Origin of the sequence: Marinomonas foliarum, assembly GCF_003337275.1 — a bacterium.
GTDB lineage: Bacteria > Pseudomonadota > Gammaproteobacteria > Pseudomonadales > Marinomonadaceae > Marinomonas > Marinomonas foliarum.
Genome location: NZ_QPJQ01000007.1, coordinates 33787 through 48803 on the forward strand (window position 1 = coordinate 33787; position 15017 = coordinate 48803).

Here is a 15017-nt window from a genome sequence, read left to right on the forward strand (position 1 = left end):
AAGGATAAGAAAATGAAAACCAAATTATTTACCACAGCACTTACCCTAATTAGCTTAGGGCTAGCGTCGGCATCCGCTTACGCAGAGAACTTACGTTTTGGCTACGCGAGCAACGCGACACCAACCGTAGAAGCGATGAAGAAATTTGCCGAATTAGTGGATCAGAAAACAAAAGGCGATGTCACTGTCACCTTTTTCCCTGACAGCCAATTAGGTGGCGAACGTGAAATGGTCGAGCTACTACAAGCTGGCCTACTGGACATGACCAAAGTCAGTGGTGGGCTTATGGAAAGTTTTGCTCCTGTGTATGGTGTCTTTTCGATGCCGTATTTATTTAATAGCCAAGAGCATTTCTATAATGTGATGGATAACTCCAAAATCACCACACCGATTTATGAGTCATCGAAAGGCGAAGGTATTTTGGGCCTAACCTATTACGACAGTGGAGCTCGTAGCTTCTATACCTCAGAAAAAATCATTCGTAATGTGGATGATCTGAAAGGTCTCAAAATCCGTGTAATGCAAAGCCCAACGTCTATCAAGATGGTAAAAATGCTGGGTGGCTCGCCTATCGCGATGGGCCAAGCTGACGTCTATTCGTCAATTCAGCAAGGCGTATTAGATGGCGCGGAGAACAATGAGTTTGCCCTAACGATTGCTCGTCATGCCGAAGTCGCGAAACACTATTCTTATGACGTACATTCTCGTGTGCCAGATATTGTGTTGATCTCGAAAGCAACCATGGATCGCTTAACACCAGACCAGCGTACAGCAGTTGAAGAAGCGGCAAAAGAGTCTACTGAGTTCCAAAAGAAAGCCTGGACAAAAGCCGTTAACGACGCAAAAACCATGAGCGAAGAAAAATTCGGTGTGACCTTTTATTACCCAGATGTTAGCGAGTTTCAAGCGGCCGTTCAGCCAATGTATGAAGAGCTAAAATCAGATCCAGAAAAATATAAGGTTTATCAGGCAATCCGCCAGCAAGCGGAGTCAAAATAATGCCCAAAATAAGACGTTTCCTAGACATCTGTCTAGGGACAATGTGTTCTTTCTTACTCCTTAGCATGGTCGTGATACTTAGCTGGCAGGTAATCAGCCGTTATGTATTCAACGACCCTTCGACTTACACCGAAGAGTTACTAAGGTTAGGATTGGTCTGGTTGTCTCTATTAGGAGCTGCTTATTCTGCTGGCCGCGGTTCTCATATGGCCATTGATCTACTGCGCGATATTTCGCGCGGTAGATTTCAAAAACTCCTTAAGATGTTAGTCCCTATCAGCTTTATTATTTTCAGCATTTACGTACTGATTCTGGGCGGTTTACACAGCATGCAAATCGCTTCGAAACAACTCACCGCTGTACTGCAAATGCCGATGTCGAGTTTTTACGCGGCTTTACCCGTCTGCGGAGTATTGCTGATTTTGTACGCTATTTTGAATTTGATTGATGTATTAAAAGAGCCAATGAACAGCAAGACTGGCTCTGATATCGATCAACCACTAAGCATGGGAGAATAAACATGGCGGGTGAAGCGAGCCTTGTGCTCATTATTACGTTTTCTATCCTGTCTCTTTTAGGGTTACCACTGGCTATCTCCTTGGTTGCCTCGTCATTGGCAGCAGTCACCATGATGGTGCCAGTGGATATGGCGCTCTTTACTTCTGCCCAAAAAATGGTGGCGAGTTTAGACAGTTTTTCTCTATTAGCCGTACCATTTTTTATTCTCTCTGGCGTCATCATGAACTCCGGCGGCATTGCCATTCGCTTGGTTAACTTCGCAAAACTCATGGCTGGACGTATTCCAGGCTCTTTAGCGCAAACCAACATCGCGGGTAACGTATTATTTGGCTGTATTTCAGGCTCGGCCATTGCGGCGTCTACGTCAATTGGTAGCGTTATGGTGCCGATTCAAGCCAAAGAAGGCTATGACAGATCCTTTGCTGCGGCAGTGAATATCGCCTCGGCCCCAACAGGCATGCTGGTGCCGCCAACCACGGCTTTTATCATTTACTCGTTAATTTCTGGTGGCACTTCTGTCGCTGCGTTGTTCTTGGGTGGCGCTGTAGCGGGCGTTATTTGGGCGCTGGGCTTGGTGCTAGTCACCGTTATTATTGCCAAAAAACGCAAATACCCATTGTCAGATCGAGTGCCTTTTAAAGAAGCCGTTAAGATCACTCTTGATGCGATTCCTAGCTTATTCCTCATCGTGTTTATTATTGGTGGGATTGTTATGGGCGTGGTGACGCCAGTAGAAGCCTCTGGTATTGCGGTCATTTACACCATGATTTTGGCATTCTTCATCCATAAAACCACACCGCTTCGCGCTTTGCCTAAGTTCCTAATCGAAACATCGCACATTACTGGCACCATCATGTTGCTTTTAGCAGCATCTGCCACCTTGTCATTTGCCATGGCATTCACTGGTATTCCGGCAGCGATATCGGCTTTGATCCTCGGGATTTCTAACGATCCGATCATGGTTATGCTGATCATCAATATCTTATTACTGGTGATAGGCTGCTTTATGGACATTGGACCAGCAATCTTGATCTTCACGCCGATCTTGCTACCGATTGCCATGAAAGTAGGCTACGACCCTGTGCATTTCGGCGTTGTCATGGTGTTCAACCTTGCCATCGGCACTATCACACCGCCTGTTGGTACTGGCTTATTCGTCGGGGCTACGGTTGCCAAGGTGAAAGTCGAAAAGGTCATTGTCGCACTCGCGCCTTTCTATCTTGTTCTGTTCAGCTTACTCGCGCTGATCTCTTACGTGCCTGTCATCACGCTATTCTTACCGAAGTTCTTCGGTCTATGAGGATATAAAACTAACAACTCGATTAAGAATCGTTTGAAACAAAAGAATGGGAAACAATAAAGGCGCTTCATTACTGAAGCGCCTTTATTTTTGGAAGCTGGTGAATACTGCTTGGGTTAAATCAGTGAGCGTACGTAAGCTTCGATCTCTGGATTTTGGTTATTGTCAAAGAAGCATTGCTGGAAGCGACTTCCTGCCACGGCAGTGCGAACCAATTCTTGATCCATCGCTTTTAACCCATCCAAATAGCTGTCTTTCATTGTCGCCGCTTTCACTTGATTAAGGATACCTGCATTCTTCACTTGCGGCTCTCTTCTCTCTACTGGATAGCCCTGCCCACGAGGACCTGAGAATGCTTTTTCGAAAATGTAGCGAGCATTCAATTCTGCCGCCCAACCAAATCCTTTAGCGAACGCCATAGCAATAGCATTGCCATTGTTGATTTGATTAAACAGAAACGCGTCAGATGGTTCTAAGCAATAGCCACATACCACGCCTGGATGAGCATTTAACGACATCATAGCGCCCTGTCCTGTGCCACAACCAGAAACCACAAAGTCCACTGAGTTTGAATTCAACAAAAGGCTAGCCATGATACCTAAGTGGATATAAGTCAGGTGATGATCGTTCTCGCCATCCATTCCGACATTGAATACATCATGATTAAATGGCTCTACAGCTGTATTGAGCTGCTCCAAGATAGTCGCATTCTTGCCTGCTTGGCTATTCTCCATCATTAATGCAATTTTCATCATTGTCTCCTAATTTTGTCTGAATGATTCTCAGCAATTATTGTTGTAGAGGCTACGGTGTCGCAGTCCTGAATTAATAAGTCATACCACTCAACTATACCAATAGAAAAACAATATTCAATATTTTTCACAATACAACAAAATAAAAATGAAATGATGTTTCAATAAAATAAAATTAACATTGTCATTTGAAAATTGTTCTTCTAGTATAGCTCTACAATATGAAAAACAGCCGCGATGCATGCTGCTATCACTATAATAAAGAGGAAGTACTATGTTCGATCTGACGGGTAAAGTAGCCATTGTCACTGGATGCAATACAGGTCTGGGACAAGGCATGGCGTTAGCACTAGCCAATGCAGGCGCAGACATCGTTGGTGTTAATAGAAGCGACCCTGCAGAAACAATCGATTTGATCCAAAAAGCAGGTCGCAAATTTCACAACGTAAATGCAGACATGAGCAAGATGGACAGTGTTGATCATGTTATAAAAGAGGCCGTTGCAGCCTTTGGAAAAGTCGATATCCTTGTCAATAATGCTGGCATCATTCGTCGTAATGACGCATTAGATTTTACCGAAAAAGACTGGGATGAGGTCATGGATCTCAATATCAAATCACTCTTCTTCATGTGCCAAGGCTTTGCTAAACAAATTATTGCTCAGGGAACACCTGGTAATATTATTAACATCGCTTCTATGTTGTCCTACCAAGGTGGTATTCGAGTACCTTCATACACCGCATCGAAAAGTGGCGTTATGGGCGTAACAAAATCACTCGCTAATGAATGGGCAAAACATGGCATCAATGTAAATGCCATTGCACCAGGCTACATGGCGACCAACAACACTGAAGCATTAAGAGCCAACGAGAGCAGGTCCGAAGAAATTTTAGGCAGAATCCCTGCTGCCCGCTGGGGAACACCAGAAGATATGGCCGGCCCTATCGTCTTTTTAGCATCTGAAGCCTCTCGTTATGTCCACGGCTATACCATTGCCGTTGATGGTGGTTGGCTTGCACGTTAACGTGCATTTATATGGGATGGGGTGTTGTTGAATAAAAAAATGTCATATAGTAAATAGACAAAATCCCATTTCAAAAAAAATGAAACTTATGAAGAACGAAGAAAACGCCCTGCAAATTGAACCTGTTTCATCTGTGATGAAGATGTTCGCCATTATCACGGCTTTAGCTGAACACAAGTCGCTTGGTATTACAGAATTATCTCAAATAGTCATGAGCTCAAAGAGCACTGTCTATCGTTTCCTACAAACAATGAAAATGCTAGGATTTGTTTCCCAAGAAGGCGACGATGACCGTTATTGGCTAACGCTAAAGTTATTTGAAGTCAGTTCAAAAGCATTAGAATACGTTGATCTAGTGTCCCTGACCGAGCCTTACATGGCTAGCATTGGCGAAAAGACAAAAGAAGCACTGCATTTAGGCGTACGTGATGGCGATAGTATTATCTATATCTACAAAGTCGATGCGCAATATAACTTACGAATGCAGTCACGTATCGGCGGGCGTAACCCGTTGTATTCAACCGCAATTGGTAAGGTGCTTTTGGCAGAACGCTCAGAGAGTGATATTAGACAAATCTTTGAAAAAGTAGACTTTATTCCATCCACTGCAAAGACTCATGTCTCTGTTGATTCACTGCTGGAAGAGCTAAACGACGTGAAAAGCCAAGGCTATGGTGTCGATAATGAGGAACAAGAGGAAGGGCTACGTTGCATTGCTGCACCAATATACGACCGTCTTGGCAATGTTATAGCTGGGCTCAGCGTATCCTTTCCGACATTGCGCCACTCTAGCGAAAAGTTTGATCAATATGTTAGCTTGCTGCAAGATGCAGCAAGCAGTATTTCTGAGAAGCTAGGCTACAAAAAATAGCTTGTGAACATAACTAGAAAACGGATTAGGCGGATTTTATCCGCCTAATCCGCTAAACCTTATTACCCAGCTACTCTAACGACTAATTTTCTTATACAAATACTTACGGCATGTTCTTTCATCCATTCTCTTAAGCACAAAAACCAACACACTAATCACGGCCACTGAAAAAACAATTCGCCCCCAAAAGATCGTCATAAAGTCAGCGCCTATTAAAAGAACCAGCAAAGTATCTTCAATCAAGCTGTGCAATAAATTCAACAACATCATGGCGACGAAAATATCTCTGGGAGAAATATGACCTCGTTTTGCTTCGTTAATAAGCAAACCGCCACCAAATGACACCCCTAGCGTAATGCCAACAACCGTTAAGTTTGTTGCCTCTCGGCTGATGCCCAGGACAGACAAGATCGGCTTAAGTAACACCCCCATGAGTTTTTCAATGCCCAGTAATTTCAGCAAACGTAACAGTGTCATTAACGCGGCGATTACCACAAAAATCATCGCAAGGCTTTGTAGTTGATCAAGCGCCCAGGCCATATAGCTAGGGTCACTGGTTGGTGTATGCTTCCAAACAGTCTGCGCAGTTGTGTTTAATAGATCTCCGCTTTGATAAATATGGTGAAGTATCCAACCCATTAATAAACCACCACCCAGACGAATCACTAGTGTCGCAACAATGCCTACTCCGGCTTTTTTAGCCACCGCCACCTCTACTGGCAATGAATGTGCGAGCAGCAATAACGTTCCTAAAATAGAGACTTGAGCGACGGTTAAGTCGGCATCCATACTCATAAAGACCACAAGCCCTGCGTACATATTGGTAACCAGTGTTGTTGCCCATACCAACCCCATTTCACTGGGCAAGCCAACCAAAGACATAACAGGACTCAGCCAGTGACTTAGCAGTTCTATACCACCAAACTCTTCAATAACCTTGATCACGATAATCATCGGAATCATGATTTTATAAAGCGTCCAAGTAACATCAATGATCTCTTTCCAGAGACCATTCCACAAAAGTCCAATCCAACGGGATATACGTTTATTCACTTCTCTTGCTCCAAACAATGTATGGATGAAGTCTATTGAGATAAGAAGAAATATGTTGATCAATTTAATAATTGATAACGTCTAATATTTTTAATATAAAAGCTATTAAGAAATTTCTAGTCGTATAACTATTGTTTTGAGAAATTTATGGAATTAGACAAAATAGACCGAAAAATCCTAGTCATCTTGCAACGAAATAATCGCATCGCAAATGTTGAACTGGCCGAAGAAGTAGGATTATCGCCACCAGCTTGCCATAAAAGGGTAAAACGCTTGAGAGATGACAACATCATCGTCGGTGACGTTGCTATTGTGAATCCCGAACTGAGCGGTAATAAATTGACTCTTCTAGTATCAGTAGAAATGGAGCGGGATCGAAAAGATGTGTACGACGCTTTTAAACGCGTCGTTAGCAAAGCGCCAGAAGTGAGACACTGCTACCAAATCACAGGTAGCTATGATTTTATGATGGTCGTCACTGTGCCAGATATCCAAGCTTTTGAAAGCTTTGTCGATAGAGTGCTTCACACCGAAGCCAACATCCGAAAATTCCAAACCTCGGTGTCGCTGCGAACGGTGAAATCCTCTACCGAGATTCATTTGAGCGAATAAATTACGCAGAGGTTGAGCAAACAACCTCACCTGTTTTGCGCTTTTCCCAATTTTTTAACGTAACAGAGCGGTATTTCTGCATGATGTTATTCGCAACAAAAGATGTAATACCCACATGGTCCAATAATGCGGTCATGACGGACTCTGCAGCTCGAACAGCGCCATCATCACACTTTAGCGCTATAGCAAGCTTCAATTCTGGAATAGCTGCAATATAAACACCTTCAGCTCCTACTTTTAGAAAGACGCGCTTTTGTAAGATTCTCATCATATCGGTACAATAACGCGCCGTCCCAGCCACCATAAAAGGATACTCGACTACTGCGTCATATAAGGTTTTACAGGCTTTTTGGCGCTCTGTTGATAAGCTATCAGGGCTAGCAAACTTAGCAAATGCCAAAGCAAGGTTCGTTAGGGGCATCGCCCATGTAGGTGCGGAGCAACCATCGGGGGACCAAGGTGCTGTGCTGTAATCGTAGTCACACATATCCGCCATGGTATCGGCAATCTTCTGCTGCACAGGGTGATCAATGCCAATGTAACCTTCTGATGAAACACCAAGTAATTTCGCTAAGCCCAGCATACCCGCATGCTTGCCCGAGCAGTTATTATGCAGTTGATTTGGCTCTTTTCCTTCGCCTGCTAACACATAACCCGCTTCAACGCGCATTGGCCAATGACAACCACACTCAAAATCTGCTTCAGTCGATGCCAATTTATCCAGCATACTTTGCACAGTTGCCACATGTTCCGGTTCACCATTATGAGACGCACAACAAATGGAAATTTCATCGTCACTGAACCCAAAACGTTCCGCCCCTCCCATCTCGATAAAAGCCAACGCCTGCATTGCTTTAATTGCACTGCGAGGGTAAACCAAGGCCTCTACATCGCCCCAAGATTCAATGACTTCACCCATGCTTGAAACAATAACGGCTTTAATATTGTGCTCACTTTCAACAATACCACCACGTGTTACTTGTACAGAAAGAGGTGAATGCTGCATCAAATTGCTCCTTTATCTAAAAATGGACTATTTATCCCAGAATAAATTGAAGGTGAAAAGATAACAACTTACCAAAATACCCTTTATATCACTCCGATGCGATAGTGGTTTGCAGATAGTCATCACAGACTTCAAGTTCATAAATCGTTTTTGACTGAACTAGGCAGCTGCGCATTTCATTACGTGCGCTTTGGTAAGCCCCATCGACAAGATCATTGATCTTGTCCCATTGATCTCGGCTTGGCCATTGAGCATAACCCACCAAAATATTGGCTTTATCTGACGTGTGCAGTCTTGAGCCATAGCTACCACAGTTTTTATAAATCGCTTTTGTGACGTCAAACCATGCAGCACGAAAAGACGTTTCCGTCCCTTCTTTGATTTCAAACTCATAAACAGCAATAAACATCCCTCTCTCCTTGATCGACTAAGCTTTCATACAAAAGTAAACACAGCATAATCAATTTCTTCATTCTGTATTCAAATATATTTGAATACGCTGACAACAACTGACAACACGAAACGATAAGGTTACTCTTTAAGCTATCACCCAAGAAGATAAACGTATGTCAGAACCCTTTAAAAACCTCTTCAATAACCATGTTATCAACCATATGGCGGAACACTTTCAACGCCATTGGCAAGACTTCGATAAACAAGGATTTATTGATGCCGCCTCTCATCAACTTGAAGCATTGGAACTCAAAGCACGCTCTCAACAAATTACCGCTGCGATGAGCCAATATTTGCCAAAGGATTTCGAACACGCAGGTCAAATTTTACTAGCCGCCTTAGCGCCAGAATCCAACGAGGAACAAATAATCGAAAGTGACGGTATTACAGGCTGGGCAGTGATGCCAATGGGCGATTATGTAGGTCTTCATGGTCTTGCTCATCATGATTTTTCCATGACTTTGTTGAACGCTATGACCCGTCGATTTACGTCCGAATTCAGCATTCGATTTTTCTTATTGACGTCCCAAGAAAAAACTCTCGAAGTACTCAGAAGCTGGCTGAAAGACGACAACAAACACGTACGACGCCTCATCTCCGAAGGCACGCGACCACGCTTACCTTGGGCTATGCAGTTGCCGAGTTTTATTCTGAATCCAGCACCCGTTATTGAGTTGCTTGAAGAACTGAAAGACGATCCAGAAGAATACGTGCGCCGCTCGGTGGCCAATAACCTTAATGACATTGCTAAAGATCACCCTGACCTTGTAGCAGACATTGCCGAAAAATGGATGCAAGGTGCCAATATAAACCGCCAAAAGCTGATACGCCATGCATGTCGAACCTTATTAAAACAAGGTAATGATAAAGCTCTCGAAGTATTCGGCTACGGCAGACCAAAGTTAGATAGTATTAAGTTGGAAGTTCATGAAGAACAAGTGAAGCTAAATGGCAACTTAGAATTTTCACTGTTACTAGAATCCACCAGTGAAAGTGATCAAAGCTTGATGATCGATTACGTTATTCACCATCAAAAGAAAAATGGCAAAACATCAGCTAAGGTTTTTAAGTGGAAAAAAACGATATTGGAAGCTGGTAAGCAAGTCTCTATGAGCAAGAAACACCCTTTCAAAGCCATCACCACTCGAGTTTATTATGACGGCCTGCATGAGGTGGAAATCCTCGTGAATGGTCAACCGATTGCAAAAAATCGCTTCTTTTTATCAACCAGCTAACCAACCATAATGCGATTACGCCCTGCCCCTTTGGCTTCATACAGCAATATGTCGGTGCGTTTTATCATTCGGCTTTGGTCGTCAAGGTGCTGGTACTCAGTAACACCCAGACTAATTGTAAAACTTGGAATATCGGGGTCGTTAAGTGACTCGATAGATTTACGCAATTGGTCTGCCAAAAACTCAGCCTCTTCAAGATTGGTATCTTTAAGCAATATGGCAAATTCTTCCCCACCCACTCGAAACAGTGCATCGGTTTGACGTAGACGGCGGTGGAGTGTTTTAACCAATACCCTAAGCACATTATCACCGACATCATGACCGTATGAGTCATTGATTTTCTTAAAGTAATCAACATCTAATAAAATTAAACTAAAATGATGCCCACTTTGAGCGAGTACTAATTCATACTTAATTTGCTCATCCCATTTGTGGCGATTAAAGGCGCCAGTCAACTTATCTCGTGTGGCAAGCTCGATTAATTTACTTTCGACTTCATCACGACTCTCTCGCTCCTGAGAAAATCGTCCAATCAAAATTCTGAGGTCTTTCTCCAACTCATCTAGCTCATCGGTACCTTTATAGCGTGGGGTATTTGCATCCGCATCATGTGGCATTGATCTATGTAAAGAGTCAATCTGCCCACGCAATACATCCACCTTACGACGAAAAGACAAAATAGTATGAAGCGTTAAATAAATACCAATTACAAATGCGACAAAGCCCAATGTAGCACTCATAACCAAGAAGTCTCGCTCTTGCTTTTCTACAGATGAGGCAACTTGAATAGCCAATTGATCGATACTCATTAGTAATTCATTTGCTTCGTCATCCAAAGCGTTGTCTTGCTTCTCTACATTATTCCAGTCAATATCAGAGTGTTGATCTTTGTTTATAAACTGCACAAAGGCATGTTCAAAACTGACTCTGTGACTATGTAGATCTTTGATTTTTTTCAGTAAAACTTGGTGGTCTGCAACATTAATGCGCACACTGTCCAGAGCTAAAGCAGAATGGAGAATGCTAATCGCTCTCTCAAGCTGTGTGGCAAGACGCTGATTAAACTGATCAAAACCTTGCATACCTTTTTTCCGAAGATTTTCGTCCTCAAAAAAAACATCCCCCTGTAGACGAATACCTTCCATCCAAAGATGCTGTTTAAGTTGGAGAATTTCGATATCAGCAATCACTTCCAATAAAGGAATGTCGATTTTGGAAACTTCTTGAATATCTTTATAGATTTTCTGGGATTTATAAGCCGTGTAGAGAATCACAATAAAAAGAAAGGCCAACAGCACAAATGAAAGGCCGCTGATTTTTCTGGTCATAGACGCATTTAACCAAGTAAACATATTAGCCTGTTATCCATCCGCTTTTTTCGTGTTTTTGAGTATCATAATGACAACACCAAACGCACATACTCCTAATACAGCGCCAGATAATCCAACACTTTCCAAACCAACTCTCTGAATAACTTGGCTACCGATCAACGCTCCTGCACCAATACCTAAATTAATGATACCGGAGTACAAAGACATAATAATATCCGCTGCACTGCCATCAACATTCAGTACTCGGATCTGCATACTCAAGCCAATAATCATCAGAGCTGCGCCCCACAACAACACGCAACTAATAAGCCAGTAGTTATTCGGGGTCACAAAATACAGCATGCCCATACAAAATGTAATGATTACAACGCTAGAAACTAACATTTGCGCGTTGGCTTTATCACCAAAATAGCTAAACAACACACTCCCAATTATCCCTGCCATTCCAAATAACAGCAGAATTGTGGTTGTGAATTGCCCACTGGCACCACCAACTTCATGCAAGAAAGGCTCAATATAACTATAGGCCGTATAATGGGCAGAAAATATCACGAAGATAAACAAGTACATTCCTAATAACGCACGATTACGCAAAACCTCAGGAACTTTACTCATAGAGCCAGAAAACAAGCTAGGTAAGTTCGGTAACAAACGATACATGACCAGCATAATAATAAGTGCAATCACGGCAATAAAAGCAAAGGTAGTACGCCACCCCATAAGCTGACCAATAATACGTCCAGCCGGAACACCTAAAACCATAGCCAGTCCAGTACCTGTGGCTAAGACACTTAAAGCAAAAGTATGTTTACCTTGTGGAGCAACACGAATCGCAATAGAGGCAGTAATAGACCAGAAAACGGCGTGCGCAAATGCGATACCAATACGACTAATCAGTAAGGTCGTGAAATCCCACGCAATCACAGACAAAATATGACTAACAATGAAAAGCGCGAATAATCCCATCAACAGAGATTTTCGCTCTAACTTACGAGTGAGGAGCATCATTGGGAGTGACATCAGCGCCACTATCCACGCATAAACCGTCAGCATCCAGCCTACTTGAGCAGGGGAAGTCGAGAAACTCTGCGCTATGTCAGACAATAACCCAACCGGTACAAACTCTGTCGTATTAAATATAAAAGCGCTGAATCCCAAAATAAACACGCGCAAGTATTGGACACGGCGAGAAACCGTTTCCTCAGGAGAGAAAGTTGACGTCATGATTACCTGCTGAAATGTAAGGTGTTTGAAAGGTCATTATTGTCCACTTTTTCAACTTCAACGAAACACTCAAATATGAATGTTTATTGATATTTTACTCCAGTTTTCGAACACAACCCCCCATCAATGTATTTTAAGGTCCAAAAATCGCAGGGATAAAAACGCCACTCATAAAAAAACTACATTTTCTTACACAATTCAAACGGCTCTTATGAGAATATCACGACTGTTGCAAATCGATAAGAATGAGTAATAATGATCCCTTCTATACTGTATTTTTCACCACAATTAGCATCATGGAAGACGCAATTAAATACAAAGTTACAAGCACATGGACACACTGTTGAATGGCTCCCCATTCAACAGATTAAGCAGTCCCCCGCACTTTCACTGGTACTCATTGCAGAAAATGATATCAGTGCAGAAGACATCCTCTTAATCCCGTCCAGAAAAACCATTGTCATTGTTGATGAATGGAGCTTAGAAGTCAGCGCTAAATGGATAAATCGAGGGGCAGATAACTGCTTTGCCCACCATGATGAGCACCTGATCAGCTGGCTTCTATCTGAGTTCTCAAAATTTGCCCTGACAAGAACACGCAAGACAGACGACGATGTTTTACAGGTCATTATCGACGCTATTCCTGCCCCCATTTTTTTTAAAGACCAACACCATATTTATCGCGGATGTAACACCGCATTTTGTGAATTTATTGGACGCCCCCGGGACGAAGTCGTCGGCCATTCTGTTTATGATATTGCCCCTAAACACCTCGCTGATATTTACTATGAAGCTGATTGTGAATTATTGGCAAAAGGTGGCACTCAACGCTATGAAGCAGAAGTAAGATTTTGCAATGGCTCTCTCCATGAAATGGAATTTAATAAAGCCGTTTTCACAAATGCAGGAGGGCAAGCAATCGGCCAAGTTGGTGTCATGCTAGAAGTAACAGAACGTAACGAATTAATTCGTAAGTTAGACAAAGCAACTCGTACTGATCCATTAACCGGAATGTCTAATCGAAGAGAATTTAATCTTACCATCCAAGAAGCACTTAACGAACAGAAGAGTTCAGAGCAAAAGCTCAGTTTAATGACATTGGATATCGATTTCTTTAAGCAAATAAACGATAGGTTTGGTCATGGCGGAGGAGATCGGACACTGCAGTTAATTGCTAGCTGGCTACAAAGCCAGCTACACGAAACAGACCACGCATTCCGTGTTGGGGGCGAAGAGTTTTATATTTTAATGCGCGGAAAAAGCATAAAAAGCGCGTTGGGCATGGCGGAAAGCTTGTGCAAACACATGGCAACAACCCCATTTATGATCAATCATAAATCAATCTACATAACTTTTTCCGCAGGAGTCATTGAATTAACTCCAAACCTTCCATTAGACGACGCTCTCGAGATGGTAGATAAAGCATTATACGAAGCAAAATCAAACGGTCGAAATTGTGTTTGTCATGTATTCCAATAACCTAAAAAAAAATAAATGTTAACAGGAACGATTTGCATTACTATCTGTCACATACAAAACAATTTATAAATCCCACTCTGATAGATAGGAACTTGTAATGAAACGTCCAACAATAAAAACATCGCTTTTAACCCTAGCTGGTGCAACAACTATGCTTGCTTTGAGCAGTACTTCTGCCCACGCCAGTGGTGAGGTCAATGTCTATTCAGCGCGCAGCGAAGCACTGATTGCTCCTTTGCTAGACATTTATGCAAAAGAAAATAACGTCAAAGTAAACCTAATTACCGGCAGTGCAGACGCTTTGCTAAGCCGTCTGCAATCAGAAGGTGACGCCAGCCCTGCCGACGTATTCATCACGGTTGATGCAGGACGTTTATATCGCGCAAAAGAAGCAGGTGTGCTCCAGGCGTTTGAAACAAGCAACTTAAATAAAGTTGTACCTGAGCATCTAAAGGATCGTGACGGTTACTGGTATGGCTTGTCTCAGCGTGCTCGCGTTATATTCTATAACCCTGAAACTGTCTCCGCTGCTGATTTATCGACATATGAAGACCTAGCTGATCCAAAATGGAAAGGCAAAATTTGCATTCGATCTTCTAGCAACATCTACAACCAATCCTTGGTTGCTTCCATGATCGATGCCAATGGAGAAAGACAAACGTTAGAATGGATCAAAGGTCTAGTTGCTAACTTTGCACGTCCACCAGCTGGCGGTGACACAGATCAAATTAAAGCGGCCGCTGCAGGCGTTTGTGATATCGCGGTCGCAAACACCTATTACTTTGGCCGTTTAGGTTTAAGCAACAAAAAAGAAGACCGTGCAGTTTTTGATAAACTAAAAATGTTCTGGCCTAACCAAGCGGCTAACGAGCGTGGTGCTCACGTCAATGTCAGCGGTATTGGCATCACGGCATCCTCTAAAAACACCGACAACGCCAAACAATTAATCGATTTCTTGACCAATAAGCAAAGCCAAGAATGGTACGCCAACGTGAACAACGAATACGCCGTGATTGAAGGCGTGGCGCCACCAAAAAGCCTAGCGACGTTTGGTGAATTCAAAGCTGATAAAGTGTCTTTGAGTGTATTAGGTGAAAACAACCGCCAAGCGGTTAAACTAATGGACCAAGGTGGTTGGAAGTAATACTCCAGCTATATC

General features: G+C 42.7%; 15 protein-coding genes. 9 read left to right on the forward strand and 6 right to left on the reverse strand.

Annotation, left to right across the window (positions count from 1 at the left end; translation table 11 throughout):
- Window positions 1-12 precede the first annotated feature (12 nt).
- Genes DFP77_RS05285 through DFP77_RS05295 form a run of 3 tightly spaced genes read left to right on the forward strand, consistent with a single transcriptional unit; the run spans window position 13 to window position 2818 of the window.
- Entirely contained in the window at window positions 13-999 is a 987-nt protein-coding gene (locus DFP77_RS05285; RefSeq protein ID WP_114411236.1) for a TRAP transporter substrate-binding protein, read from the forward strand.
- Entirely contained in the window at window positions 999-1517 is a 519-nt protein-coding gene (locus DFP77_RS05290; protein WP_114411237.1) for a TRAP transporter small permease, read from the forward strand. The genes DFP77_RS05285 and DFP77_RS05290 overlap by 1 nt, the downstream gene beginning before the upstream one ends.
- 2 nt (window positions 1518-1519) lie before the next feature.
- Window positions 1520-2818 carry a TRAP transporter large permease gene (locus tag DFP77_RS05295; protein ID WP_114411238.1) on the forward strand — a complete coding sequence of 433 codons (1299 nt, stop codon included), beginning with the start codon at window positions 1520-1522 and terminating at the stop codon, window positions 2816-2818.
- Window positions 2819-2934: 116 nt separating this feature from the next.
- Here the strand turns inward: DFP77_RS05295 and DFP77_RS05300 are convergent, their stop codons facing one another.
- A complete protein-coding gene (locus DFP77_RS05300) occupies window positions 2935-3570 on the reverse strand; it encodes an RpiB/LacA/LacB family sugar-phosphate isomerase (protein WP_114411239.1) in 636 nt (211 codons plus the stop codon).
- Between the two features lie 274 nt (window positions 3571-3844).
- Between DFP77_RS05300 and kduD the strand changes: the two genes are divergently transcribed.
- Complete coding sequence (kduD, locus tag DFP77_RS05305) at window positions 3845-4594, forward strand: 2-dehydro-3-deoxy-D-gluconate 5-dehydrogenase KduD (protein WP_114411240.1); 750 nt, start codon at window positions 3845-3847, stop codon at window positions 4592-4594.
- Between the two features lie 88 nt (window positions 4595-4682).
- Window positions 4683-5465: a DNA-binding transcriptional regulator KdgR gene (kdgR, locus tag DFP77_RS05310; protein ID WP_114411241.1), complete on the forward strand. Its 783-nt coding sequence runs from the start codon at window positions 4683-4685 to the stop codon at window positions 5463-5465.
- Window positions 5466-5540: 75 nt separating this feature from the next.
- Here kdgR and DFP77_RS05315 read toward each other — a convergent pair whose 3' ends face one another.
- Window positions 5541-6518 carry a hypothetical protein gene (locus DFP77_RS05315; RefSeq protein WP_114411242.1) on the reverse strand — a complete coding sequence of 326 codons (978 nt, stop codon included), beginning with the start codon at window positions 6516-6518 and terminating at the stop codon, window positions 5541-5543.
- A gap of 147 nt (window positions 6519-6665) precedes the next feature.
- On the opposite strand from DFP77_RS05315, the gene DFP77_RS05320 reads away from it, so the two are divergent.
- Window positions 6666-7130, forward strand: a complete 465-nt coding sequence (locus DFP77_RS05320; protein WP_114411243.1) for an Lrp/AsnC family transcriptional regulator — start codon at window positions 6666-6668, stop codon at window positions 7128-7130.
- Window position 7131: 1 nt separating this feature from the next.
- Here DFP77_RS05320 and DFP77_RS05325 read toward each other — a convergent pair whose 3' ends face one another.
- Together DFP77_RS05325 and DFP77_RS05330 are read right to left on the reverse strand one after the other, a co-directional pair.
- Entirely contained in the window at window positions 7132-8136 is a 1005-nt protein-coding gene (locus DFP77_RS05325; protein WP_114411244.1) for an asparaginase, read from the reverse strand.
- A gap of 88 nt (window positions 8137-8224) precedes the next feature.
- Window positions 8225-8545, reverse strand: a complete 321-nt coding sequence (locus DFP77_RS05330) for an antibiotic biosynthesis monooxygenase (RefSeq protein WP_114411245.1) — start codon at window positions 8543-8545, stop codon at window positions 8225-8227.
- A 157-nt stretch (window positions 8546-8702) separates the two neighbouring features.
- Here DFP77_RS05330 and DFP77_RS05335 point away from each other — a divergent pair, with 157 nt between their 5' ends.
- Window positions 8703-9824, forward strand: coding sequence for a DNA alkylation repair protein (locus DFP77_RS05335; protein ID WP_114411246.1), 1122 nt, complete (start codon window positions 8703-8705; stop codon window positions 9822-9824).
- On the opposite strand, the gene DFP77_RS05340 is transcribed toward DFP77_RS05335, so the two are convergent.
- Together DFP77_RS05340 and DFP77_RS05345 are read right to left on the reverse strand one after the other, a co-directional pair.
- The gene (locus DFP77_RS05340) at window positions 9821-11176 is read right to left on the reverse strand and encodes a GGDEF domain-containing protein (protein WP_114411247.1); all 1356 of its coding nucleotides are present in this window, start codon (window positions 11174-11176) and stop codon (window positions 9821-9823) included. The two genes, DFP77_RS05335 and DFP77_RS05340, sit on opposite strands and share 4 nt — an antisense overlap.
- A gap of 9 nt (window positions 11177-11185) precedes the next feature.
- Window positions 11186-12379, reverse strand: a complete 1194-nt coding sequence (locus DFP77_RS05345; RefSeq protein WP_114411248.1) for a sugar transporter — start codon at window positions 12377-12379, stop codon at window positions 11186-11188.
- 255 nt (window positions 12380-12634) lie between these two features.
- Between DFP77_RS05345 and DFP77_RS05350 the strand changes: the two genes are divergently transcribed.
- Together DFP77_RS05350 and DFP77_RS05355 are read left to right on the forward strand one after the other, a co-directional pair.
- The gene (locus DFP77_RS05350; protein WP_114411249.1) at window positions 12635-13858 is read left to right on the forward strand and encodes a GGDEF domain-containing protein; all 1224 of its coding nucleotides are present in this window, start codon (window positions 12635-12637) and stop codon (window positions 13856-13858) included.
- A gap of 97 nt (window positions 13859-13955) precedes the next feature.
- On the forward strand, window positions 13956-15002 hold the full coding sequence (locus DFP77_RS05355; RefSeq protein ID WP_114411250.1) for a Fe(3+) ABC transporter substrate-binding protein: 1047 nt from the start codon (window positions 13956-13958) through the stop codon (window positions 15000-15002).
- Window positions 15003-15017 lie beyond the last annotated feature (15 nt).

What these genes read in the sequence shown, in the direction of transcription:
- DFP77_RS05325 (WP_114411244.1), bottom strand. Translation starts at nt 8,136, where the DNA reads ATGCAGCATTCACCTCTTTCTGTACAAGTAACACGTGGTGGTATTGTT.
- kdgR (WP_114411241.1), top strand. Translation starts at nt 4,683, where the DNA reads ATGAAGAACGAAGAAAACGCCCTGCAAATTGAACCTGTTTCATCTGTG.
- DFP77_RS05295 (WP_114411238.1), top strand. Translation starts at nt 1,520, where the DNA reads ATGGCGGGTGAAGCGAGCCTTGTGCTCATTATTACGTTTTCTATCCTG.
- DFP77_RS05345 (WP_114411248.1), bottom strand. Translation starts at nt 12,379, where the DNA reads ATGACGTCAACTTTCTCTCCTGAGGAAACGGTTTCTCGCCGTGTCCAA.
- DFP77_RS05355 (WP_114411250.1), top strand. Translation starts at nt 13,956, where the DNA reads ATGAAACGTCCAACAATAAAAACATCGCTTTTAACCCTAGCTGGTGCA.
- DFP77_RS05285 (WP_114411236.1), top strand. Translation starts at nt 13, where the DNA reads ATGAAAACCAAATTATTTACCACAGCACTTACCCTAATTAGCTTAGGG.
- DFP77_RS05340 (WP_114411247.1), bottom strand. Translation starts at nt 11,176, where the DNA reads ATGTTTACTTGGTTAAATGCGTCTATGACCAGAAAAATCAGCGGCCTT.
- kduD (WP_114411240.1), top strand. Translation starts at nt 3,845, where the DNA reads ATGTTCGATCTGACGGGTAAAGTAGCCATTGTCACTGGATGCAATACA.
- DFP77_RS05335 (WP_114411246.1), top strand. Translation starts at nt 8,703, where the DNA reads ATGTCAGAACCCTTTAAAAACCTCTTCAATAACCATGTTATCAACCAT.
- DFP77_RS05320 (WP_114411243.1), top strand. Translation starts at nt 6,666, where the DNA reads ATGGAATTAGACAAAATAGACCGAAAAATCCTAGTCATCTTGCAACGA.
- DFP77_RS05290 (WP_114411237.1), top strand. Translation starts at nt 999, where the DNA reads ATGCCCAAAATAAGACGTTTCCTAGACATCTGTCTAGGGACAATGTGT.
- DFP77_RS05330 (WP_114411245.1), bottom strand. Translation starts at nt 8,545, where the DNA reads ATGTTTATTGCTGTTTATGAGTTTGAAATCAAAGAAGGGACGGAAACG.
- DFP77_RS05350 (WP_114411249.1), top strand. Translation starts at nt 12,635, where the DNA reads ATGATCCCTTCTATACTGTATTTTTCACCACAATTAGCATCATGGAAG.
- DFP77_RS05300 (WP_114411239.1), bottom strand. Translation starts at nt 3,570, where the DNA reads ATGAAAATTGCATTAATGATGGAGAATAGCCAAGCAGGCAAGAATGCG.